Origin of the sequence: Micromonospora sp. WMMD729, from assembly GCF_049315225.1 — a bacterium.
In the GTDB taxonomy this organism is placed as follows: domain Bacteria; phylum Actinomycetota; class Actinomycetes; order Mycobacteriales; family Micromonosporaceae; genus Micromonospora.
The window spans coordinates 4928213-4950063 of sequence record NZ_CP186059.1; the positions used below are offsets into that span (position 1 = coordinate 4928213).

General features: G+C 73.2%; 21 protein-coding genes. 6 read left to right on the plus strand and 15 right to left on the minus strand.

The genetic code is table 11. The annotated features are described in order from the left end of the window. Nucleotides 1-7: 7 nt before the first annotated feature. Genes ACN263_RS22465 through ACN263_RS22480 form a run of 4 tightly spaced genes read right to left on the minus strand, consistent with a single transcriptional unit; the run spans nucleotide 8 to nucleotide 3439 of the window. The gene (locus ACN263_RS22465; RefSeq protein ID WP_422736322.1) at nucleotides 8-640 is read right to left on the minus strand and encodes a response regulator; all 633 of its coding nucleotides are present in this window, start codon (nucleotides 638-640) and stop codon (nucleotides 8-10) included. Further along, a complete protein-coding gene (locus ACN263_RS22470) occupies nucleotides 637-1767 on the minus strand; it encodes a sensor histidine kinase (RefSeq protein ID WP_422736323.1) in 1131 nt (376 codons plus the stop codon). The genes ACN263_RS22465 and ACN263_RS22470 overlap by 4 nt, the downstream gene beginning before the upstream one ends. A 26-nt stretch (nucleotides 1768-1793) precedes the next feature. Beyond that, entirely contained in the window at nucleotides 1794-2537 is a 744-nt protein-coding gene (locus ACN263_RS22475; protein WP_422736324.1) for an ABC transporter permease, read from the minus strand. 2 nt (nucleotides 2538-2539) lie between these two features. Further along, complete coding sequence (locus ACN263_RS22480; RefSeq protein WP_422736325.1) at nucleotides 2540-3439, minus strand: ABC transporter ATP-binding protein; 900 nt, start codon at nucleotides 3437-3439, stop codon at nucleotides 2540-2542. Between the two features lie 275 nt (nucleotides 3440-3714). Here ACN263_RS22480 and ACN263_RS22485 point away from each other — a divergent pair, with 275 nt between their 5' ends. After that, the gene (locus tag ACN263_RS22485) at nucleotides 3715-4569 is read left to right on the plus strand and encodes an alpha/beta hydrolase (protein WP_422736326.1); all 855 of its coding nucleotides are present in this window, start codon (nucleotides 3715-3717) and stop codon (nucleotides 4567-4569) included. A gap of 42 nt (nucleotides 4570-4611) precedes the next feature. Here the strand turns inward: ACN263_RS22485 and ACN263_RS22490 are convergent, their stop codons facing one another. Beyond that, nucleotides 4612-5022: a type II toxin-antitoxin system VapC family toxin gene (locus ACN263_RS22490; protein WP_422736327.1), complete on the minus strand. Its 411-nt coding sequence runs from the start codon at nucleotides 5020-5022 to the stop codon at nucleotides 4612-4614. Next, nucleotides 5019-5300 (minus strand): hypothetical protein, encoded by a 282-nt coding sequence (locus ACN263_RS22495; protein WP_422736328.1) that lies wholly within the window; start codon nucleotides 5298-5300, stop codon nucleotides 5019-5021. The genes ACN263_RS22490 and ACN263_RS22495 overlap by 4 nt, the downstream gene beginning before the upstream one ends. Before the next feature lie 87 nt (nucleotides 5301-5387). Here ACN263_RS22495 and ACN263_RS22500 point away from each other — a divergent pair, with 87 nt between their 5' ends. Beyond that, nucleotides 5388-6539: a site-2 protease family protein gene (locus ACN263_RS22500; protein WP_422736329.1), complete on the plus strand. Its 1152-nt coding sequence runs from the start codon at nucleotides 5388-5390 to the stop codon at nucleotides 6537-6539. A gap of 77 nt (nucleotides 6540-6616) precedes the next feature. On the opposite strand, the gene ACN263_RS22505 is transcribed toward ACN263_RS22500, so the two are convergent. Together ACN263_RS22505 and ACN263_RS22510 are read right to left on the minus strand one after the other, a co-directional pair. Next, nucleotides 6617-7894 carry an FAD-binding protein gene (locus ACN263_RS22505; protein ID WP_422736330.1) on the minus strand — a complete coding sequence of 426 codons (1278 nt, stop codon included), beginning with the start codon at nucleotides 7892-7894 and terminating at the stop codon, nucleotides 6617-6619. After that, nucleotides 7891-8643, minus strand: a complete 753-nt coding sequence (locus ACN263_RS22510; protein ID WP_422736331.1) for a hypothetical protein — start codon at nucleotides 8641-8643, stop codon at nucleotides 7891-7893. Before ACN263_RS22510 ends, ACN263_RS22505 begins: the two co-directional genes overlap by 4 nt. A gap of 120 nt (nucleotides 8644-8763) precedes the next feature. On the opposite strand from ACN263_RS22510, the gene ACN263_RS22515 reads away from it, so the two are divergent. Continuing rightward, complete coding sequence (locus ACN263_RS22515) at nucleotides 8764-9186, plus strand: hypothetical protein (protein ID WP_422736332.1); 423 nt, start codon at nucleotides 8764-8766, stop codon at nucleotides 9184-9186. A gap of 4 nt (nucleotides 9187-9190) precedes the next feature. On the opposite strand, the gene ACN263_RS22520 is transcribed toward ACN263_RS22515, so the two are convergent. Continuing rightward, nucleotides 9191-10120, minus strand: a complete 930-nt coding sequence (locus tag ACN263_RS22520) for an LLM class F420-dependent oxidoreductase (RefSeq protein WP_422736333.1) — start codon at nucleotides 10118-10120, stop codon at nucleotides 9191-9193. 97 nt (nucleotides 10121-10217) lie between these two features. On the opposite strand from ACN263_RS22520, the gene ACN263_RS22525 reads away from it, so the two are divergent. Further along, the gene (locus ACN263_RS22525; RefSeq protein WP_422736334.1) at nucleotides 10218-10529 is read left to right on the plus strand and encodes an ArsR/SmtB family transcription factor; all 312 of its coding nucleotides are present in this window, start codon (nucleotides 10218-10220) and stop codon (nucleotides 10527-10529) included. A gap of 1 nt (nucleotide 10530) precedes the next feature. After that, complete coding sequence (locus tag ACN263_RS22530; RefSeq protein WP_422736335.1) at nucleotides 10531-11061, plus strand: SRPBCC family protein; 531 nt, start codon at nucleotides 10531-10533, stop codon at nucleotides 11059-11061. Between the two features lie 13 nt (nucleotides 11062-11074). Here ACN263_RS22530 and ACN263_RS22535 read toward each other — a convergent pair whose 3' ends face one another. Both ACN263_RS22535 and ACN263_RS22540 read right to left on the minus strand, forming a co-directional pair. Then, the gene (locus ACN263_RS22535; protein WP_422736336.1) at nucleotides 11075-12112 is read right to left on the minus strand and encodes a hypothetical protein; all 1038 of its coding nucleotides are present in this window, start codon (nucleotides 12110-12112) and stop codon (nucleotides 11075-11077) included. Next, the gene (locus ACN263_RS22540; protein WP_234584413.1) at nucleotides 12112-12381 is read right to left on the minus strand and encodes a hypothetical protein; all 270 of its coding nucleotides are present in this window, start codon (nucleotides 12379-12381) and stop codon (nucleotides 12112-12114) included. Before ACN263_RS22540 ends, ACN263_RS22535 begins: the two co-directional genes overlap by 1 nt. A gap of 459 nt (nucleotides 12382-12840) precedes the next feature. On the opposite strand from ACN263_RS22540, the gene ACN263_RS22545 reads away from it, so the two are divergent. After that, complete coding sequence (locus ACN263_RS22545; protein WP_422736337.1) at nucleotides 12841-15957, plus strand: amino acid adenylation domain-containing protein; 3117 nt, start codon at nucleotides 12841-12843, stop codon at nucleotides 15955-15957. On the opposite strand, the gene ACN263_RS22550 is transcribed toward ACN263_RS22545, so the two are convergent. The 4 genes from ACN263_RS22550 to ACN263_RS22565 are packed head-to-tail and all read right to left on the minus strand — an operon-like array spanning nucleotide 15944 to nucleotide 21714. Then, the gene (locus tag ACN263_RS22550) at nucleotides 15944-16981 is read right to left on the minus strand and encodes a GntG family PLP-dependent aldolase (protein WP_422736338.1); all 1038 of its coding nucleotides are present in this window, start codon (nucleotides 16979-16981) and stop codon (nucleotides 15944-15946) included. The genes ACN263_RS22545 and ACN263_RS22550 overlap by 14 nt on opposite strands. Further along, a complete protein-coding gene (locus ACN263_RS22555) occupies nucleotides 16978-19251 on the minus strand; it encodes a pyridoxal-phosphate dependent enzyme (RefSeq protein ID WP_422736339.1) in 2274 nt (757 codons plus the stop codon). The genes ACN263_RS22550 and ACN263_RS22555 overlap by 4 nt, the downstream gene beginning before the upstream one ends. Continuing rightward, on the minus strand, nucleotides 19251-20186 hold the full coding sequence (locus ACN263_RS22560; protein ID WP_422736340.1) for a kinase: 936 nt from the start codon (nucleotides 20184-20186) through the stop codon (nucleotides 19251-19253). Before ACN263_RS22560 ends, ACN263_RS22555 begins: the two co-directional genes overlap by 1 nt. A gap of 4 nt (nucleotides 20187-20190) precedes the next feature. Further along, nucleotides 20191-21714, minus strand: coding sequence for an argininosuccinate lyase (locus ACN263_RS22565; RefSeq protein ID WP_422736341.1), 1524 nt, complete (start codon nucleotides 21712-21714; stop codon nucleotides 20191-20193). Nucleotides 21715-21851 lie beyond the last annotated feature (137 nt).

Consider the following 21851-nt stretch of genomic DNA (forward strand, 5'->3'; position numbering starts at 1 on the left):
GGGCCGCTCACTCGCCCAGCAGCCAACCGTTCTGCTCGGCGATACGCACGGCCGCGGCCCGGTTGCGCGCGCCGGTCTTGCCGATCGCCGCCGACAGGTGGTTACGCACCGTCCCCTCGGACAGGTGCAGCGCCTTCGCCAACTCGGCGACCGCGCCGCCGCCCCGGGCCGCCCGCAGCACCTCGGTCTCCCGCTCGGTCAACGGGCTCGCCCCGGTGGCCAGCGTCTCCGCAGCCAGCGTCGGGTCCACCACCCGCAGGCCGGCGTGCACCCGGCGGACGGCGTCGGCGAGCTGCCGGGCCGGGGTGTCCTTGACCACGAACCCGTTCGCACCGGCCTCCATGGCGCGACGCAGGTAACCGGGCCGACCGAACGTGGTCACCACCAGCACCCGGCAGGACGGCAGCGCGGCCCGCAGCGCGGCGGTGGCGGCGATGCCGTCCAGGCCGGGCATCTCGACGTCCAGCAGGGCCACGTCGGGCGTGTGCCGCAGGGCCTCGGGCACCACCTCGTCACCCCGGCCGACCTCGGCCACGACGGTCAGGTCCGGCTCCAGCGACAGCAGCGCGGCCAGCGCGCCCCGTACCAGCGCCTGGTCGTCGGCGAGCAGCAGCCGGATCGACGGCGACGCGCCGCTCACCGGGCCTGCCCCGGGGCGTGCACCCGCAGCAGGAAGCCGGTGCCGTCGCCGCGCCGACCCACGGTCACCACGGCGTCCAACCGGCGGGCCCGCTCCCGCAGGCCGACCAGCCCGTACCCGGCGGCATCCGGGGTGGACGGTCCCCGACCGTCGTCGCCGACCTCCACCCCGTCCGGGCTCACCCGGATCGTGCAGCACCGCGCCCCGCTGTGCCGGACCACGTTCGTCACCCCTTCGCGCACCGTCCACCCGAACAACCGGTCCCACTCGCGCGGTAGCTCCGGCGTCTCGGCCGGCACCTCGGCCGCGATGCCCGCGGCGGCGAGCGCGGACCGCGCGCCGGCCAGCTCACTGGCGAGGGTGACCTCCCGGTACGCCCCGACGGTCTGCCGCACGTCCGCCAGGGCCTCCCGCGCCAGCCTCTCCACCTCGGCGATCTCGGCGGCGGCCCGGTCGGTGTCTACCTCGATCAGTCGACCGGCCAGCTCGGCCTTGATCGCCACCACGGTCAGCGAGTGCCCGAGGATGTCGTGCAGGTCGCGCGCGGCGCGGGCCCGCTCCTCGGCGACCGCGAGCCGGCCGATCTCCTGCTGGGCGGCCTGGAGCTCGCTGTTGCGCTGGGCCAGCCGCGAGACGCCGAACATGGCGAACGAGGCGAGCAGCACCGCGAAGACGATCCCGTTCTCCGCCTCCCAGCCGGTCACCAGCCAGGACGCCAGCGCCGGCGTTACCGCGCAGAGCGCCACGGTGGCCGCCGCCTCCCCCGCCGGCAGCAGGAACACCCCGGCCGCCGCCACGTAGACCAGCGTGGCCAGCCAGTCTCCGTCGGTGCCCGGAATGCTGGCCACGCCCACCGCGAGCAACAGCAGCAGGCCCAGCCGCGCCCGACCCGCCGGGATCGGCAGCAGCGACTGGCGCAACCGGCGGGCCCACTGGAACAGCAGCACGTAACCCAGGCCGAAAACGACCAGGGCGGTCACCCCGACGACCCGCCGCCACGGCTCCGGCTGGTGCAGCGCGGTGGCGAGCGGCACGTTGAGGAAGAACAGCCACACGGCGGCCAGCAGCCAGCCGATGTACCGCCAGTGGCGGGTCATCGGCCGGGGCTGCCCCGTCGGGAGGTCCATCGTGTCCACGCTAGCGGTCGGGACGCTCAGACCCGCGCGGTGTCCCGGCGGAACAGCCGGGTCGCGCCGACGGCGAAGGCCAGGGTCCAGACGACGACGTTCGCCACCGCGGCCATGCTCACGCCGTCGCCGGTCAGCGGGGCGCGGGCCAGCTCACCCATGCCGTACACCGGGGTGAAGGTCGCTACCTGCTGGAGCACGTGCGGCAACACCTCGACCGGCACGAACAGCCCACCGAACATGGCCAGCACCGCCAGGATCGGCCCGAGGAACTGCATGACGTTCTCGGCCGGCACGAGGTAGCCGATGAACAGACCGAACGCGGCGAACACCAGCGAGCCGATCCAGGCGGCCAGCCCGGCCAGCAGCCAGACGTCCAGCGGGAGGCGGACGCCGGCCACGGCGCCCACCAGGAACTCCACGACGACCGCGAGCAGGCCGAGGGTCATCGCGGTGGCGACCTTCATCGCCACGTACGCGCTCGGGCGCAGCGGGGTGAGCCGTAGCTGCCGGCTCCACCCCAACGCCCGCTCGGTGGCGACCGCGCCACCCGCGCTGGTCGTCGCCACCATCGCCGCGTACACGGCGAGGCTGATCATGATGTACGCCGTCACGGGCCGGCCGTTGTCCAGCGTCTGCCCGCGCTGCGGCAGACCGAAGATGAGGAAGAAGACGCCCGGCATGATCAGCGTGAAGGCGAGGGTACGACGGTTGCGCAGCACCCGGCGCAACTCGATGCCGAGGACGGCCGGGGCGGGCAGGGTGGTCATCTTCAGGCTCCGATCGGCTCGGTGGTCAGGGCGAGGAAGGCGTCCTCGAGGTTGCGGGAGGTGATCTCGACGTCCCGAGCGGCGGTCCGGGTGAGCAGGTGCCGGGCGATCGCGTCCGAGTCACGGGTACGCACCAGCACGCTGTCGCCGCGTACCTCCACGGCGTCGACCTCCGGCAGCGCGGCGAGCGCGGCCTGGTTTGCGCCGGGCAGGGTGGCCCGCACCGTACGACCGGCGGCCAGGTTCTTGATCTCGGCGGTGGTGCCGTCGGCGACCACGCGTCCCCGGCGGACCAGCACGATCCGATCGGCGTACGCGTCCGCCTCGTCGAGGTAGTGGGTGGCGAAGATGACGGTCCGGCCGTCGCGGGCGTCGCGGCGCAGGGCCTGCCAGAAGTCCCGCCGGCCCTCGACGTCCATGCCGGTGGTCGGCTCGTCGAGGACCATCAGGTCCGGGTCCGGCAGCAGCGCCAGCGCGAAACGCAGCCGCTGTTGCTGACCGCCCGAGCACCGCCCGACGATCCGGTCGGCGATGTCGGCGATCCCGGCGCGCTCCAGCACCTCGGCGGCCGGGCGGGTACGCCGGTAGAAGTGCGCGGTCATCCGCACCGTCTCACCCACGGTCAGGTCCTTGAGCAACCCGCCGGTCTGGAGTACTGCGGCGACCCGTCCCCGGGCCACCGCCTCGTCGGCCGTGCCGCCGAGAACGCGCACCGTGCCCGCGTCCGGCCGGGCGAGGCCGAGCAACATGTCGATCGTGGTGGTCTTGCCCGCCCCGTTGGGTCCGAGGAACGCCACCACCTCGCCGGGCTGCACCCGCAGGCTCAGTCCGTCGACCGCGGTGACCGTACCGAAGGTCTTGGTGAGGCCGCTCAGTTCGACGGCCGGCTGCGTACTGGTCATGGAATGAATGCTGGGGTGTCGCGGACCGCAAGTCCTGAAGCGGCCGTCACGTTCCGGCCGTGACATTTGTCAGGGCACGGACGGCACGGCTCCGAGCCCGGCAGGCACGCAGCGTGACGGGCCGGCGGGCGAGGACCGCGACGAGCGTGATGCCTCTGCGTCATCAAGATGCCCCTGAGGCATCACGCCCACCGGCACATTCGCCCCCGACCAGGCATTCCGAGAGCGGCAGTGGGTAAGCGCGCCGCCGGACGCCGCGACACCGGGAGGACGCGATGGGTGCCACGCCGCAGGGCCAGGTCGACACGGTCGTGCTGATCCACGGGCTCTGGATGACCCCACGGAGTTGGGAGGGGTGGGCCGATCGCTTCACCGAGCGCGGCATGCACGTCATCGCTCCCGCCTGGCCCGGCATGGACCGCTCGGTGGAGCAGTTGCGCGACGACCCCAGCCCGATCGCCGAGCAGAGCATGGCCACGATCGTCGCTCACTACGACCGGATCATCCGGGCGCTCCCCCGCCCACCGATCATCATGGGCCACTCGTTCGGTGGGCTCTTCGCGCAGGTCCTCGCCGACCGGGGCCTCGGCGCGGCGGTGGTGGGTGTGCACCCGGCGGCGATCAAGGGCGTGCTCAAGGTGCCGTTGAGCCAGTTGCGCTCCGGCTTCCCGATCCTGCGCAGCCCGGCCAACCGTGGCAAGGCCGTCCCGTTCACCCCGGACGACTTCGCCTACACCTTCGGCAACACGCTGAGCCGCGAGGAGTCCGACCGGGCCTGGCAGCGGTACGCGGTCCCCGGAGCGGGCCGGGTGTTCTTCGAGGGCGCGTTCGCCAACGTCGACCCGCGCTCACCCGCCCGCGTCGACACCGGGCGCATCGACCGGGCGCCGCTGCTGCTGATGGCCGGCGGGCAGGACCACGTGGTGCCGGCGTCGGTGGTCCGCGCCAACGCCGGGCTCTACCAGAAGTCCCGCGCACTGACCGCGTACGAGGAGTTTCCCGACCGGTCGCACTTCACGGTCGGGGCGCCCGGCTGGGAGAAGATCGCCGACTACGCGCTGGACTGGGCGATGCGAGCGGCGGCACTCCCCCGCGAGGCGACAATCGCCAGCGAGACACCGCGCCGTTGAGGCGTCAGAGCCGCGCCGAATGACCAACCGAACGCTGGGAATTCAGCTCCAGTCGAGCGAGATGTCGAGGATTTCCAGGTCCGGCGGTGCCGCTGGCGCGACCCGCTTGGGCTCACGCGTGACCAGGTAGCAGCGGTACAGCACAGCGGTCGCCACGGCGTGCGCGACGTCCAACGGCACGGCGAACCGTGCCGCGATCCGGGCCACGCGGCGACTGGTCGGCGCGTCGTACACCGCGACCTTGATCTCCCGTTCCTCGCTCAGGAGCAGGTCGAGGAGGTGAGCGGCGGGCGTGCCGGCCACCTCGAGCTGCGCCTGCCCCAGGCAGAGAGCCGGGATCCACACCTCCTGCGCCGGGTCCTCCTCGGCGAGGGTCAGGATCGCCCCCGGTTCGACGCTGGTGCCGGAGGCGTACGCGAGCAGGGCGGACGTGTCCAAGACCAGGCCATTCACGCGGCGGCCGATCCGTCCTGGTCGAACTGACGGAGCCACTCGGCGTTGCGCGCGTGCTGCTCGTCGGAGATCGGCGTCAGGGTAGCGAGGTGAGACCGGGTCCGCTCGACGTCCTCGTCGGTGACCACGTAGCCGAGCCGCGCCCACCGGGCCCGGAGGACGTCGGCGCGCATCTTGCGGCGCAAGATCCCGGCGATGAAGCCCGAGGTGTTGCCTTGCGTACGCTCCACGTACGCGGCCACGTCGTCGGGCAGGCTGATGGTGATCCGGCGAGTCATACTCTGACTCTATCCGTTGCATACTTCGACCGACGACCTCGGCACGGCGTGTCGCATGGCTCGGCCGACCGTGGGTATGAGCCCGGGATGAGGGCGAGTTTCCGGATCGGTCGGATCGCAGGGGTGCCGGTCGGCGTCAACTGGAGCGTGCTGGTCATCTTCGCGCTGATCGCGTGGGGACTGGCCGCCAACCAGTTTCCCCGCTCGTACCCGGACCGCTCGCCCGTCGCGTACACCCTTGCCGGACTGGCCGCGGCGGTGGTCTTCTTCGTCGGCCTGCTCGCCCACGAGGTGTCGCACGCCGTGGTGGCCAAGCGCAACGGGCTGACCGTCGACGGGATCACGCTGTGGTTGTTCGGTGGGGTCGCCGAGTTGAAGGGCGAGCCGCGCGACCCCGGTGCCGAGTTGCGCATCGCCGGCGTCGGCCCGCTGGTCAGTCTGCTGCTCGGGGCGTTCTTCGGCGTCATCGCGCTGCTGTTCGCGCTGGCCGGGCAGGGTGGGCTGCTCTTCGGCGCGATCGCGTGGCTGGCCGGCATCAACGTGCTGCTGGCGGTCTTCAACGTGCTGCCGGCCGCGCCGCTGGACGGTGGCCGGCTGCTGCGCGCCGCGGTGTGGAAGGCCACCGGCGACCGGACCCGGGCGTCCGTGGTCGCCGCGCGGGCCGGCTGGGTGCTCGGCGTACTGCTCATCGGCCTCGGGTTGTGGCAGTTCCTGTCCGGCATCGGTTTCGGCGGCCTGTGGTTGGCGCTGATCGGCTGGTTCCTGATCGGCGCCGCCGGGGTCGAGGAACGGCAGGCCCGCACCGGTACGGCGCTGCGCGGGATCCGGGTCGCCGACGTGATGACACCACAGCCGCAGACCGCGTCGGCGGACATGACGGTCGCCGACTTCGTCGACCACTACCTCTTCGCGTACCGGCACTCGGCGCTGCCGCTGACCGAGCAGGGGCGGCCGACCGGCCTGGTCACCGTGGACCGGGTGCGGGGCGTACCGGCCGACCGGCGCGCGTCGACCACCCTGGCGGCAGTGGCCTGCCGGGCGGACGAACTGGTGCTGGCCCAGCCGGGTGAACAGCTCAACGACCTGCTCCCCCGCCTCAGCGAGTGCGCCGACGGCCGCGCCCTGGTGGTCGGCGACGACGGCCGCCTGGCAGGCATAGTCTCCCCCAGCGACATCGCCCGAGCCGTCCAACGCAACACCCTGCGCACCGAGGCGGCTTCCCGCTCCTCCTCCCGCTGATCATGAAGTTATTGCGCCGACACGCCGAGCCGGAAGGCAATAACTTCATGATCACCGGGCGAATGGGCCCGGGCCGGTCAGCGGGGGAAGTAGTGGTTCAGCTGGTCGGTGTGGAACTTGGCGGCCAGGTCCAGGGTGGTCAGCAGCGCGGTGAAGTCGGCGTACTTCGGGTAGCGGGCCGACAGGTCCTCCGGGTCGGTGACGAAGACCTTCCCCCAGTGCGGGCGCGGGTCGAACGGGGCCAGTCGCGCCTCCACCTCGGCCAGCACGGGCAGCACCGCGTCGGTGTCGTCCACCCAGGTGAAGTGGACGACGAAGCTGGCCCGCCGATGGTTCGGGCTGAGCCACAGCTCGTCGGCGGCCACCGTCCGTAGCTCGCACACGTGCAGGACGGGGGCGATCAGGTGCGCCACGTCGGCCAGCGCGGCGAGCGCGTCAGCGGCGGCGGTACGCGGCAGGTGGTACTCGGACTGCAACTCGTCCCCACTGCTGGGAGTGAAGCCGAGCTTGAAGTGCGGCAGTCGCTCGTGCCACGGTCCCGGCTCGCCGAGCTGCGGGGTGCAGTTCTCCGGCGGCATCCCGAGCACCGGGTGCCGGGGCTGGTCGGCGGCGGTGGTGCCGAGCCAGTCCGCCGCCGGCGGCGGCTGGTCCGCGAGCTGCTTGCGCCACACCTCCCGCAGGCGCGGCGTACGCCAGTCGGTGAAGACACTCACGCTGTACGCCGAGTCGAGCGCCTCGTCCAGCGCGGCCGGGTCCAGGTCGAGCCGCACGTACTGGCGCAGCTCGAAGGCCGGCACCAGGTCCAGGGTGACCCGGGTGACCAGGCCGAGAGCGCCGAGCCCCACCACCATCCCGGCGAACGTGTCGTCGTCGCGGTCGACGCGCAGCAGGTCGCCGTCGGCGGTGACCAGCTCCAGGCCGGCGACGGCGCTGGCCAGGTTGCCGTGGGTGGGACCGGAGCCGTGGGTGGCGGTGGCCACCGCGCCGGCGACCGAGATGTGCGGCAGCGAGGCCATGTTGGCCAGCGCGTACCCGTGGGGGTGCAGCTGCCGGGCGAGGTCGCCGTAGCGCATCGCGCCGCTCACGGTGACCTGTCCGCGCTCACGGTCCACCTCGACGCTCGGCGGCAGGCCGGCGAGGCTCACCAGGTCGCCGTCGGTGTCGCCGAAGCGGTTGAAGGAGTGCCCGGTGCCGAGCGCGCGGACCCGCCGGCTGCCGGCGACGAGGCGGCGCACCTCGTCGAGGGAGGTCGGCCGGTGGAACGCCCGGGCCGCGTACCGGACGTTGCCGGCCCAGTTGCGGCGCGGCACCTCGGGGGCTGCGGTCGACGTGGCGTTCGGTCCCGGGGTGGTCACGTGGCGGTCTCCCGATCGGTGGACTGCTGGTCGCTCAGAGCGGCGAGGAGGGCGTTTAGCACCGTATCCACCTGGACCGAGTTGTAACCACGTTGGGCGCGCGGCAGACCGGCGGCGGTGGCACGTTCGATCTCACCGCGTGCCGCCTGCCGGGCCGCCGCGTCGCCGGAGAGCAGGGCGTCCTGGCCGCGCCGAAGCAACCGGTCGACCCGGTCCATGGCGTAGCCGCGCAGACCGACCGTGATGTCCGGAACGGCGAAGGCGGCACGCCGCCGGGCGAGCAGGTCGACGAAGCGGTCTCCGGCGTGCCGGGTGAGGGCTTCGGACACCTGCTCGGGCTGCTCGCGGACCTGGTCGAGGACGAGCAGTTCGATGGCCGGTCGGCCGTCGAGCGGGTGGCGGGCGGTCACCAGCTCACGCGGCATCGCCTGCACGGGCACCAGCAGCAGCCTCGGCGGCGTCGGGTAGCCGTCCCGGCGGGGCGGCTCGTCGAGGACCACCGTGTCGACCTCGGCCCAGCGGAACTCCCGGCGCAGGCCGGGCCGCCGAATGCTCAGCCCGTCCGCGTGGATGCCGAACCGGAACGGCCGCAACGCGCTGACCAGCGCCACCGCGCCGAGCGCGATGGCACCCAGCGCGATGATCGTCCGTAGCAGGGCGCGGTCGCTGGGATAGGCCAGCAGGATCACCCCACCGAGTACGCAGGCCAGGGCGAGCGCACGGGCCCCCCGATTCCGGCGCAATTCCACCCGTGGACCCCCGTTTCATGACCGTGGCGTCGGTCCCGACATCTTCCGCCACACCGGGCACCGAGGACACCCGACAATCGGGCACGGTTGTTCCCGTCGTCGTCGGGGAACCCTACGCCCATGAGCAGCTACCGTGATCCGGCCCCGCGCGGCGACGTCTTCCCGTCCGAGGAGGAGCTGGACCCGACCGGCAGCGCGGTCGAGCCGGCCAGCGCGCCGCCGGAGGTCCGGATGCCGAACCACCCGTCGCCCACGCCCGGTCCCCGGCCGACGCCCGCTCCCGCTCCCGCGCCGACGCCCGTACCGTCGCCCGGGCCGCCGCCCCGCGAGCCCGGCGGCGGGTCGCGGTCGATCGTGACGCGGCATCTGGACGGGTCGGTCGAGATCGTCACCGACCTCGACGGTGACGGCGTCGCCGACGTCGTGCAGATCGACGTGGACGGTGACGGCGTACCGGACATCACCTATGTGGACAGCGACCGCGACGGCCGATTGGACACCGTGCTGCGCGAGCCGGACCGGCCCGCGCAGCACCGCGCCTGACGACTCACAGGTTCGCCAGCACCTCGCTCGCCACCAGGTCGAGGTGGTCGAGGTCGGCCAGGTCCAGCACCTGGAGGTAGATCCGCTGGCTGCCGATCTTGGCGTACCGGTCGATGGTGTTCAACACCTCGTCGGGCGTGCCGGCCAGGCCGTTGGCCCGCAGCTCGTCCGGGTCGCGGCCGATGGCGGCGGCCCGGCGGGCCACCTCGGCGTCGTTCCGCCCGCAGCAGAGCACCAGCGCGTTGGACCAGACCAGCTCCGCCGGGTCCCGGCCGATCTCGGCGCACGCCGCGCGGACGCGGTCGAACTGCGCCGCCGAATCCGCCGCCGACGCGAACGGCAGGTTGAACTCGTCGGCGTAGCGGGCGGCCAGCCGGGGCGTGCGCTTCGGGCCCATTCCGCCGAGCAGGATCGGCGGGCGGGGCTGCTGGACCGGCTTGGGCAGGGCGGGCGAGTCGCTGACCGGGTAGTACCGGCCCGGGTGGCTGAACAGCTCCCCCGCCGGGGTGGACCAGAGGCCGGTGATGACCGCGAGCTGCTCCTCCAGCCGATCGAACCGCTCGCCCAGGGCCGGGAACGGGATGCCGTACGCGGTGTGCTCGTCGCCGTACCAGCCGGTGCCGATGCCCAGCTCCACCCGACCGCCGCTCATCTGGTCGACCTGCGCCACGGTGATCGCCAGCGGGCCGGGCAGCCGGAACGTGGCGGCGGTCATCAGCGTGCCGAGTCGGATGCGGCTGGTGTCCCGGGCCAGACCGGCCAGCGTGGTCCACGCGTCGGTGGGGCCGGGGTCGCCGCTCACCGAGCCCATCTTGAGGTAGTGGTCGGAGCGGAAGAACGCGCCGAAGCCCGCGTCCTCGGCGCGCCGGGCCACCGCGAGCAGTTGGTCGTACGTGGCGCCCTGCTGGGGTTCGGTGAAGATCCGCAGTTCCATGCTCCGAGCATAGATAGCGGCCTCCGGTGCCGCTCCGGGACGGCGGCCACAGTCATATGCCTTGACAGACATATGACTGGCTAGGCATATTGGGCGGGTGTCCACCGACGCGTTCACCGTGCTCGCCGAGCCCACCCGCCGCCGGATCCTCGATGCCCTCCGCGAGCGCGACCAGAGCGTGAACGAGCTGGTCCACGGGCTCGGCGTCAGCCAGCCGGCCGTCTCCAAACACCTGCGGGTGCTGCGCGAGGCCGGTTTCGTCTCCTGCCGGGTGGCCGCCCGGCAGCGGATCTACCGCCTCGACTCCGGACCGCTGCGGGCGGTCGACGGCTGGCTCGACCCGTACCGCCGGCTGTGGAGCCGGCACCTGGACGCCCTGCAACGGCACCTCGACAGTCAGGAGCAGTGACATGGACCGCGACGCGTTCCGCCCCAGCCCGCCCGGCACGGCGTACACCGAGCACGCCGACGGCGGCGCGACCCTGGTGTTCGTCCGCGACCTGCGGCACCCGCCCACCGCGGTCTGGGCCGCGCTGACCGACCCGGCCCAGCTCGCGCAGTGGGCGCCGTTCCTCGCCGACCGTGACCTCGGCAGCCCCGGCGCCGCCGTGCTCACCCTGGTCGACGGCGAGACGACCGCCGACCAGACCGCGGTGGTACGCCGCGCCGAGCCACCCCACCTGCTCGAATACACCTGGGGCGAGGACCTGCTGCGCTGGGAGCTGACGCCCTCGGGGGACGGCACCCGGCTCACCCTGCGCCACACCGTCGCGGACCGGGGCGTGCTGCCGATGGTCGCCGCCGGCTGGCACCTCTGCCTGGACGTGGCCGACCGGCTGCTCGACGGCGATCCGGTCGGCCCCATCCGGGGTGCGGAGGCCAAGGACTTCGGGTGGCCCGAGCTGCGCGACGCGTACGCCGAGCAGTTCGACGCCGAATGACCGCCGCCCCTGCTCAGACGTACGGCCGGGTGGCGTACGCGGTCCGCAGCGCGGCCAACCCGGCCGCCTTCGGCGACAGGGTGCCCCACCCGGAGTTGAAGTAGTTGGTCCGTGCGATCAGGGGCCCCCGCTCGGCGTTGAGCTGCGCGATCGCCGCCGGAACGGTGGCGATCCAGGCCGCCTGGTCGGGGATCTCGGCGGACCGCACGCCGTACTCCGCGATGATCACCGGTCGGGACAGCGCCACCGGGCCGAGATCCGCCACCGCCCAGTCCTTGGTTCTGCGGAAGCGGGCCAGCGCGGTCTGGCCGGAGGCGGTCGCGTAGGCGTTCCACTGGAGGTAGTCCAGTCGGGACATCAGCGACTCGGGGTGGGTGCGCTGGTAGCACGCCCGGTCGAAGCCGCCCAGCCCGACCGAGAAGGTGGTGCCGGCGGGCAGCGTCCGGGCCTTGAACCAGGTGAGGATGTAGTTCACCGCCTGCACCGCCCGTGCGTCCGACTCGGCCCAGGTGTAGGCCTTGCCGTCCTCCGTGGTGCCGAACTCGTGATCGGTGTCCAACTCGGAGGCGATCTGGATGTTCACTCCGAAGCCGAGCAGCCGATACTGCGCCAGCGCGCGGTGGAACAGCCCGTCACACTGCCCTCTGAGGACCTGGCCGTACCCGTACGCCTTCGGCCAGGTCGTCCCGGGTCGCTGCTGGATGGTCATCGACGGCGCCGGGACGGTGTAGTCGGTGACGTCCACCCGGAAGCTCTGCGGCCCGGCGGTGCCGGCGCCGTAGTGCTTCAACTCCAGGACCATGTTGATCTGCATGCCGGCCTTGCCCAGGTCAACCAGCCAGGGCCGGTTGTAGCCGGGGAAGATGTAGCCGTCGGCGAAGCTGCGGTACTGGGTCAGCGAGCGGAAGTTGCCGCCGGCCATGTCGGCGGTGGGATCGGCCCCGCCGGACAGGTAGTAGCCGCCGAGCACGGGTTGGCGCAGGGTGTAGTCGGCCCCGGTCGTCGCCGTGTTGCCGGCGGCGTCGCGGACCTGAACGGTGACCCGGGGCATCACGCCACCGCCCGGTACACGGCCACGGAGCCGTTGTCGGAGACCCGGGACCAGGTACGCCCGGAGTTGTCGGAGACGGTCACGGTGAGCGGGTCGATCACCGCGGTGACCTTGACCGGCGCGCTGCTGTTGCCCTGCGCGTCGGTGACCACGATGGTGACGGTCAGCGGTTTGGTGTCGGCGTCGGAGTACGTGACGGTCAGCAGCATCTGGTCACCCGGCGCGAAGACGGATGCGTTCAGGGCTGCGGTCGCGGTAGGAGCCGCCATGACAGGGCCTCTCTGCTTTGGTCGCCCGGCCCGGGCGCGCGGGTGAGCGACGCCGGACCGGGCGGGATCCACGATGCGTGTGGTCGACGGGGCACGTACGCGACGTGCCGGTGGGCGACGTCGCCGGCGGTGGACGGGTGACACCGCTGCGGGCGCCTCCAGCGGTGCGGTTCGGCCGAGCCGTACGCCTGGTCGGGGCCGGCGGCTGTGCCGGGCCCGTACCGGCGGGGGCCGGGCCGGCGAGGGCGGCACCGGGCACGGACCGTGCTGTCCGTACCGGGCGCACGAGCGGGGATGTGGCCCGACATCCACCGCCCCCTCGCCTGCCCTAAGCGTCCTCTACCAGGGGCTTTACCGTCTTGTCCGGTTAGCGACATAGGCCCGGTGTCGGGGCATGCGTCGGCACCGGAGATAGCCGATCGAAAGCCTGTCGACAGCGGGTTGTGCTCGACTACCCGCGTGCCGCGAGCCGACGACAGGTGCCTGCACGACCTGGTGACCGAGCAGGCCGCCCGGACGCCCGACGCGGTGGCGGTGCTGGCCGACGACGGGGTGTTGCGCTACGCCGAGCTGGTGGCCCGCGCCGACCGGCTCGCCCATCGGCTGCGGGCGCGCGGGGTCGACGTGGACACTCCGGTCGGAGTCGTCGCCGAACGCGGGGTCGACCTGGTTGTCGCGCTGCTCGGGGTCCTGGTCGCCGGTGGCGCGTACGTGCCGCTCGACCCGGATCTGCCCGCCGATCGGCTGGACTACCAGTTCGGCGACGCCGACCCGCCGGTGGTGCTGGCACAACGCCACCTGCTCGACCGGATCCCCGGCGTCGATCCGGCGCGGTGGTGCGTCATCGACGACGAGTCGGCGCAGCGGGAGCCGGACACCCCGCCGGAGCAACGCGCCACCCCGGACAGCCTCGCCTACATCATCTACACGTCCGGCTCCACCGGCCGACCCAAGGGCGTGTGCGTGCCACACCGCGGCATCGTCAACCGGATCCGCTGGATGCAGGACACCTACCGCCTGCGCGCCGACGACGTGGTGCTGCAGAAGACTCCGTACGGCTTCGACGTGTCGGTGTGGGAGTTCTTCTGGCCGCTGGCCGCCGGTGCCCGGCTGGCGCTGGCACGTCCGGGCGGGCACCGCGACCCCGCCTACCTGGCGGCGACGGTCGTCGAGCGGGGCGTGACCACGCTGCACTTCGTGCCGACGATGCTGGCGCAGTTCCTGGCCGAACCCGACCTGCCCCCCATGCCGACGATACGCCGGGTGATCTGCAGCGGTGAGGCCCTGCCGGTCGCCCTGGCCCGGGAGGCGACCCGGCTGCTCCCCGGTGACCTGCACAACCTGTACGGCCCCACCGAGGCGTCGGTGGACGTCTCCGCCCACCGGGTCCGGGCACCGCTGCTCGGGGCGAGCGTGCCGATCGGCGCCCCGATCAGCAACGTCAGCCTGCACGTGCTGGACAACAGCCTGACCCCGACGCCCACCGGCGTCGTCGGCGAGCTGTACATCGGTGGGGTCGGCCTGGCCCGCGGCTACCACCGCCGTCCGGCGCTGACGGCCGAGATGTTCGTGCCCGACCCGGGCGGCTCCGGCCGGCTGTACCGCACCGGAGACCTGGCCCGCCGCCTGCCCGACGGCGAGTTCGACTTCGTGGGCCGCCGCGACGGGCAGGTGAAGATCCGCGGCAACCGCGTCGAGCTGGGCGAGATCGAGCAGACGCTGCTGGCGCACCAGGGCGTCCGCGAGGCGGCGGTGACCGTACGGCAGCTCGCCTCCGGCCATCCGCAGCTCGTCGCGTACGTGGCACCACCGGACCTGGTCGTGGACGAGCTGCGCGCCGGACTGGCTCGTCGGTTGCCGGACTACATGGTGCCCGCGCTGTTCGTGCGGCTGGACCACCTCCCGGTCACGCCGAGCGGCAAGACCGACCGTCGGGCGCTGCCCGAACCGCCCGACGACGCGTCCGGCCCCGACGAGGTGCCGGCCGACGAGGTGCCGGCCCGGCTGGCCGCCCTCTGGTCGCAGGTGCTGGAGCGGGGCGGGGTGGGTCCGCACGACGACTTCTTCGCCCTCGGCGGTGACTCGGTGCTGGCCATGCGGGTGGTGGCGTCGGCGCGTCGGTCCGGGCTCCGGTTGACCACCCGGCACCTGTTCACGTACCCGACGATCGCCGCGCTCGCGCCGCACGTCCAGGTGACCGGGCCGCCGCCGGAGCTGCGCGACGGTCCCCCGTTCGCGCTGTGTCCGGTCGACCCGGCCCTGCTGGCCGGCCCGCCGGGCGGCCTCGCGCGGCTGGTCGACGCGTACCCGTTGACACCCATGCAGGAGGGCATGCTCTTTCACACCCTGCTCTCCCCCGGCGAGGCGGACTATCTCCAGCAGCACGTCTACCGGCTGACCCGGCCGGTCGACGTGGCCGTGCTGGCCGACGCGTGGCGCGAGGCGGTTCGCCGGCATCCGTCGCTGCGCACGACCGTCCGCTGGGACGACGTCGCCGAGCCGGTGCAACTCGTCCACGAGGGGCACCCACCCGACGTACGGGTGCTCGACGGGCCCGTCGACCTGGGACGGCTCCTGGCCGACGAGCGTCGGGACGGGCTCGATCTGGTCACCGTGCCGCCGGTACGGCTCACTCTCATCCGACGGACGACGGACGCGATCGACCTCGTGCTCACCTTCCATCATCTGCTGCTCGACGGCTGGAGCCTGGCCGTCCTGCTCGCCGAGGTGCTGGACGGCCGGCGCGAGCCGGTGGCGCCGCTGCGACGGCACCTGCGCTGGCTTGCCGACGCGAACCGGTCGACCGACTACTGGAAGCGGCTGCTCGCCGGCTTCGGAGAGCCCACGGCGTTGCCGCACCCGCCGGTGCCCGCGCCGGGCAGCCCCGCCGCCGCCGACCCGCCCGCCGAGGCCGCGGCGCAGGTGGGACTGCCGGGCACCCGGGTGGCCCGGCTGCCGCTCAGCGACCGGCTGCGGGCCGCGCTGGCCGCCCGCGCCGCCGACGCCGGCGTGACGCCGTACGCGGTGACGCTGGGCGCGTGGGCTCTGGTCCTGGCCGGGCACGCCGACCGCGACGATGTGGTGGTCGGGGTGACGGTCGCCGGCCGGCCCGACGACCTGCCCGGCGCGGAATCGATCGTCGGCCTGCTCATCAACACGGTGCCGCTACGGGTGCGCCTCGACCCCGCCGCACCCTTCGTCGAGACGTTGCGGGCCGTGCAGGACCAGCAGGTCACCAGCCGGGAGTACGAGCACCAGTCGCTGACCGACATCACCCGGGCCGGCGAACTGCCACCGGGCACACCGCTGTTCCACAGCATCGTGGTCTTCCAGAACCACCCACCCCTGCCGGCGGGACTGTCCCCGGTGGACGTGGTCGAGAGCACCGGCTACCCGCTGACCCTGGTGGTGGAGCCGACCCCGGAGCTGGTGCTCCGCCTGCTGATCGAGGGCGACGCGGTGAGCCCGGCCGAGGGCGCGCGTCTGCTGGCCGACCTGCACCGCGTCCTCGACGTCGTGGTGACCCGCCCGGACGCGACGACGGGCGAGGTGCGGGCCGTGCTCAGCTCCGGCTGAGCACCCCGTCGATCACCGTGAGCGCACGGTCGACGTCCGCGCTGGTCACCCCCGAGTGGGTGACCGCCCGGATCCGACCGTGCCCCAACTCGGCCAGGGCCACCCCGGCCGCGTGGGTCTCGGCGAGGAACCGTGTGCGGGTCAGCCGGTGCTCCGGCACCCGGAACATCACGATGTTCGTCTGCACCGACGCCGGATCGACCTCGATCCCGTCGATGACGGCCAACCCGGCGGCGAGCCGGCGGGCGTTCGCGTGGTCCTCGGCGAGCCGGCCGTGCTCGCGGATCGCGATGATGCCGGCCGCCGCGATGACGCCGGCCTGGCGCATCCCGCCGCCGAGCATCTTGCGGAGCCGGCGTACCCGCTCGACGAGGTCGGCGTCGCCGACCACCATCGAGCCGATCGGCGCGCCGAGCCCCTTGGAGAGGCAGAACTGCACCGAGTCCGCGTGCCGGGCGATCTCCGCGACGTCGACGCCCGCGCCGACCGCCGCGTTGAAGATCCGGGCGCCGTCGAGGTGCACCGGCACCCCGCGCTCGTCGGCGAACCGGCGGACCTCGGCCAGGTAGTCCATCGGCAGGATCGCCCCGCCACAGCGGTTCTGCGTGTTCTCCAGGCAGATCAACGCGGGGACGGCGAACTGCGGGTCGTCCGGGTCGTCGGGGAAACCGGCGGCCAGGTCGCTCAGCAGCAGCCGGCCGTCGGGCTGGTTCGGCACCGGCAGGTAGGTCACGCCGCCGCAGACCGACGCGCCGCCGGCCTCGTAGATGTAGATGTCGCTCTCCGTGCCCACCAGCATCGCCGCGCCGCGTGGCGCGTGCGCCATGATCGTCGCCAGGTTGGCCATCGTGCCACTGGGCGTCAGGCACGCCGCCTGCTTGCCCAACGTGGACGCGGCCAGCTCCTCCAGCTCGCGGACGGTCGGGTCCTCGGCGTACACGTCGTCCCCGAGCGGGGCCCGGACCATCGCGTCGCGCATCGCCGGCGTGGGCAGGGTGAAGGTGTCGCTGCGCAGTTCGATCACGGCACGTCCAGCCGGACCGTGAGCAGGGCACCGGCCTCGGCGAGGGCGGCGAGCACCTGTGCGGCGTCGTCCCCGACGGCGATCAGGTGCCCGACCCGGTCGTACGCGTTCTCCGGTGGTCGCACCCGCGTGCCCGGGGCGGCGGTGATCCGCACCGCCCGTATCCCCGCACAGCGGCCGGCCTGCTCCACCCCGTCCACGCCGGCCAGGACGCCGGCGCGGTCGGCGGTCAGGAAGCGGATGCCCGCGTACCCCTTGCTGGTCGGGGTGAGTGTCACCGGCAGGCCGGTCGCCGCCCGCAGTTGCGCGTCGAGCAGTTCCACGCCCGTCGCGGCCCGGATCAGCTCGGGAATCATGCCGCCGGCCGGCCGCGGATTGATCTCGACCAGGGCCGGCCCGGCCGGGGTGAGCCGTACCTCGGTGTGGGTCGCCCCGACGCTCATGCCCACCGCGCCCAACGCCCGGCGGACCAGGTCCGCCACCTCGGCGGCGGCCTCCGCGGGCAGTCCCGCCGGGAACACGTGCTGGCGTTCCACGAAGTACGGCGGCGGATCGACCCACTTGTCGGTGACGCCCAGGCAGTGCTGGGTCTCGCCCGTGCCGAACAGTTCCACGCTCACCTCCGGTCCGTCCAGGTACGCCTCGACGAGCACCCGCCGGGCGGTGGGCAGGCCCCGCACGTTGTGGCGTACGGCGAGGACGCGCTCGGCCTGGGCGAGCGCCTCGGCGACGGTGGCACAGAGCCGGACGCCGTTGGACCCGGAGTCGTCGACCGGCTTCACCACGCACGGCAGGCCCACCTGCTCGACCGCCGCCGCGACCCGATCGGCGAGGGTCGCCTCCGGACTCTCCTCGACGATGGCGTACCCGGGTTGGCGCACCCCGGCGGCGTCCAGCACGGTCCGCAACCGGCCCTTGTCCCGGCAGGTCAGCACCGCGTCGACGGGGTTACCGGGCAGCCCGAGCCAGCCGGTCAGCTCGGCCACCGCCGGGACGAAGAAGTCACTGGTGCTCATCACCCCGGCCACCTCCTCCCGCCGGTAGCGGGCCTGCACGAACGCGCGCAGCGCCGGCACCGACGCGGTGTCGCAGACCAGGACCTGGGCGCCCGTCTCGGCCAGCCCGGCGTAGCGGGTCGGGTCGGCGGTCAGCAGCACGGGATGAAAGCCCAGGTCGGCGGTGCGGCGCAGGGCGAGCATCCCGGTACCTGTGGTGTTGGACTCGACGAAGAGCAGGTGCCGCTGGTCGGCCGGCGGGGCGAGGGCCGCCCGCGACCACGAGGTGACCACGGTGTCCGGCTCGACCACGGCCGGCTCGGCGGCCAACGGGAGCGCGGCGACGCCGGTGGCGGCCCAGTACCCGTCGTCGTAGACGGTGTCGGCGTACCGGTCGCCACGGTCGGGGAAGATGCCGACCACCCGCCCACCGGGCGGCGTACGGCGGGCCACGTCGCACAGCACCCGGTAGACCGAGCCGGACGTGTTGCCGGCGAAGATCTGCTGCTCGCGGGCCAGCTCCCGGGTGGCCACGAACGCCTCGTGGTCGTTGAGCCAGTGCACCTCGTCGATCAGCCGACGGTCCAGGTTGCCCGGCAGCAGGCTGTTGCCCAGGCCGCTCTGGAGCCGACCGGGCTGGTCCGGCTGACCGAACAGCATGCTGCCCACGCAGTCCACCCCGACGACCCGCAGCTCGGGCAGGCGGCGGCGCAACGCCCGGGAGCTGCCGCAGAGCGACCCGCCACTGCCCACCGAGCCGACCAGCACGTCGAACGGGCCGAGGTCGGCGAGCAGTTCGTCGGCCAGCCAGCGGTACGCGCCGGGGTTGTCCGGGTTGCTGTACTGCTGCGGCCAGAACGCCCCGGGCAGCCCGGCCAGCAGCTCCTGGAGCCGCTCGATCCGGGCGCTCTGCCAGCCGTGCGAGGTCATCGCCGACACCACGTGCACCTCGCAGCCCAGCGCGCGCAGCTTCGCCAGCGTCACCCGGTCGACGCGCGGGTCGGTGACGATGTGCACCGGATGCCCGAGCGAGCGGCCGACCAGGGCCACCCCGAGGGCCATCGTGCCCGACGAACTCTCCACCACCGGGTCGCCGTCGGCGAGCACACCGAGCCGGCGGGCTTCGAGGATCATGGCGCGGGCGACCCGGTCCTTCATCCCGTACAGGTTCTGCGACTCCAGCTTCGCGTACACCTCGACGGCCGGCGAGTCGGGCATCCGCAGTCGGACCAGCGGGGTGTGGCCGATGGCGTCGCGGATCGTGTCGAAGCGCATCAGCCGCCCCCGGAGAGTTCATCGGCGCCGAGCGACCGGTGCACGGTCACCTGGCCGGGCAGCCCGGCACAGGCCCGGCGCACGTGGTCGATCTTCGCGGCACGCTCCGGGTCGTCCTCGGCGAGCAGGACACCGAGGGCGGTGCCGCTGTGCGCGATGACCAGGCCGTAACCCTCCACCTCACGGCAGAGCCGGTGCACCACGTCGAAGTACCGGCGCGGACGCAGCTTGCCGTTCAGCTCGGCGCTGCGGGTGGTGACCCGACCCACGGCGGGCAGGTCGCCGGCGCGTACCGCCGCGGTGAGCGCGGCGAGCAGCCGGGCGTACTCCTGCTTGTCGGCGTCGTCGAACGGCTTCGGAATTCGGTTGAAGCGGATCGTGTCGACCGCGCCGCCCTCGTCGTGCGCCACCACGGTGAGCGGGGGCAGAACGCCGATCCGTTCCCGCAGCCGGACCTCCCGGTGGTAGAAGGCGACGATCCCGTCGTACATGACGCCGTCGGAGGGCTCGATCTGACGCAGCAGCGACTCGATGGTGCGCTCGCTCAGCGGCATGCCGAACGCGTCGCCGACCGCCCGCGCGGTGGCCACCAGGTCCGCCGACGAGCTGGCGAAACCCTTGCCCTCGGCCAGCTCCCCGCCCAGCTCCAGCACGCCCCCGCCGGACAGGCCGAACAGCTCCATGATGGTGGCGGCCAGCCGGGCCGACTTGCGCTTGTGCCCCGGGAAGACCCGGATGTGGTCCAGGTCGTTGGTCGGCCAGAAGGTGGCGGTGGCCCACTGGGCCATCGGGAACGTCACCAGGAAATCCCGGTCCGCCTCGGGCAGGACGCCCTGCAACAGCTCGCCGAAGGTGCCGAACGCCGTGCCGACGCCGAGCCGGCCGGTGGCCGCCAGCAGCGCGTCCGGGTCGGCGGTGCACGCCCCCTCGCCCATGCCGTCAGCCGATCCCGTGGGCGGCGACCGCCGGGACCAGCCCGAGCAGCCGATCGGTCTCCTCGACCGCGGCCCGGTCGACCGCGGCCCGCCGCTCCCACTGCGCGCGCAGCTCGTCGTAGTCGTGCGCCTGCGTCGACAGCAGGTCGACCACCGCGGACGGTTGGGTCGAACCGGTGGTGCGCCGGGCGGCCAGCCCCGCGTGCACGTCGAACGCCTCGCGCAGCAGCGTCGCCGGATCGACCAGCCGGTACCCCTCGGCGGCGGTGGTCGCGGCCAGCAGCTCCGGATCGGTGTCGCGGGGCGCCCGACCGGCAGCCGCCGCGGCCACCACGTACCGGCCGGCGAGCACCTGGGCCCGCCGCCACGGCACGCCCTCGCGCAGGGTCAGCAGGTTGGCCAGCGCGAACCCGCCCAGGAACTCGCGCTCGCAGGCGGCCAGCATCCGCTCGGGACGCAGTCGCAGGCCGTCCACCACGGCGGTCAGCAGCCGCAGCAGCGACCGGGTGGCACCGATCGCGGCGTGCAGGTGGGCGCCGGCCTCCTTGGACACCTCGACCAGGTTCGCGTACGGGGTGTTGCGCTGGCCGAGCAGCGCGTCGGTGTGGAACGCGCCGAGGTGCGCCGAACGGCCCCGGATCCGTTCCAGGATCGGGAAGTTCTTCTTCTGCGGCATCGCCGAGGAGATGCCGCTCAGCTCGTCGGGCAGGTCGAGGAAACCCAGGTCGCTGCCGCCCCAGGTGATCAGGTCGGTGACGAACCGGCTGGTCTCCGCGCCGAACAGGGACAGCTCGGCGGTGACCTCCAACACCCACCGCCGGGACGCCACGGCGGTCAGCGCGTGCGGCTGGGCCGCCCGGAAGCCGAGCAGCCGGGCCATCCGGTCCCGGTCCCACGGCAGGTCCTGACCAGCCATCGCGCCCGCGCCGAGCGGGCAGGCGTCGATCGCGTCGTACGTGCTCAGCAGCCGGCGCAGCGTGTGCAGCACGTGCCCGGAGAACGCGGCCAGGTGGAAGCCCGGCGTGATGACCTGCGCGGCCTGGAAGTGGGTGTAGCCGGGCATCGGCGTCGTGGTGTACGCGCCGGCCCGGCGGTGCAGGGCCGCCCCCAACCCGAGCAGCGCCTGCGCCACACCCACGACCTGCTGCCGGCCGAACAGCAACTGCGCGGTGGCCTGGAGGTCGTTGCGGCTGCGGTCGACGTGCCACAGCGGCAACGGTTCGCTGAGCGTGGCCTCGACGTGCCGTTCCAGGGCGAACGCGAGATCCGACAGATTGGCGACCGGGTCCGCGCTGAGCGCGGTCGGGCCGGCGCTGTCCAGCCCGGCTGCCACGGCTGCCGCCTGGTCGGCGGTGAGCAGCCCCATCCGCTGGTACTCCAGGGCCAGCACCTTCTCGACCGCCACGTACGACCCGAGCAGATGCTCGACCTCGAAACGGAACTGCGGCGCCAGCACCTCGTCGTGGAGCAGCCGGCCGGGTGGCTCGTCGATCCGTCCGGTCAGGCCGGACGGCGCGCTGATATTCACGTTCGGCCTCCCCGTCACGCCGGCCGCAGAAACATACCCAGCCCCGCAGCGACGTGACAACCCCCGTCGATATCTGCCGGTCCGCGACATACCGCGGCGAAAGCGCATCGATAGCGGCCTCTGGCACGGTGGCTGAC

What these genes read in the sequence shown, in the direction of transcription:
- ACN263_RS22470 (WP_422736323.1), bottom strand. Translation starts at nt 1,767, where the DNA reads ATGGACCTCCCGACGGGGCAGCCCCGGCCGATGACCCGCCACTGGCGG.
- ACN263_RS22475 (WP_422736324.1), bottom strand. Translation starts at nt 2,537, where the DNA reads ATGACCACCCTGCCCGCCCCGGCCGTCCTCGGCATCGAGTTGCGCCGG.
- ACN263_RS22480 (WP_422736325.1), bottom strand. Translation starts at nt 3,439, where the DNA reads ATGACCAGTACGCAGCCGGCCGTCGAACTGAGCGGCCTCACCAAGACC.
- ACN263_RS22485 (WP_422736326.1), top strand. Translation starts at nt 3,715, where the DNA reads ATGGGTGCCACGCCGCAGGGCCAGGTCGACACGGTCGTGCTGATCCAC.
- ACN263_RS22495 (WP_422736328.1), bottom strand. Translation starts at nt 5,300, where the DNA reads ATGACTCGCCGGATCACCATCAGCCTGCCCGACGACGTGGCCGCGTAC.
- ACN263_RS22500 (WP_422736329.1), top strand. Translation starts at nt 5,388, where the DNA reads ATGAGGGCGAGTTTCCGGATCGGTCGGATCGCAGGGGTGCCGGTCGGC.
- ACN263_RS22515 (WP_422736332.1), top strand. Translation starts at nt 8,764, where the DNA reads ATGAGCAGCTACCGTGATCCGGCCCCGCGCGGCGACGTCTTCCCGTCC.
- ACN263_RS22520 (WP_422736333.1), bottom strand. Translation starts at nt 10,120, where the DNA reads ATGGAACTGCGGATCTTCACCGAACCCCAGCAGGGCGCCACGTACGAC.
- ACN263_RS22530 (WP_422736335.1), top strand. Translation starts at nt 10,531, where the DNA reads ATGGACCGCGACGCGTTCCGCCCCAGCCCGCCCGGCACGGCGTACACC.
- ACN263_RS22535 (WP_422736336.1), bottom strand. Translation starts at nt 12,112, where the DNA reads ATGCCCCGGGTCACCGTTCAGGTCCGCGACGCCGCCGGCAACACGGCG.
- ACN263_RS22540 (WP_234584413.1), bottom strand. Translation starts at nt 12,381, where the DNA reads ATGGCGGCTCCTACCGCGACCGCAGCCCTGAACGCATCCGTCTTCGCG.
- ACN263_RS22555 (WP_422736339.1), bottom strand. Translation starts at nt 19,251, where the DNA reads ATGCGCTTCGACACGATCCGCGACGCCATCGGCCACACCCCGCTGGTC.
- ACN263_RS22560 (WP_422736340.1), bottom strand. Translation starts at nt 20,186, where the DNA reads ATGGGCGAGGGGGCGTGCACCGCCGACCCGGACGCGCTGCTGGCGGCC.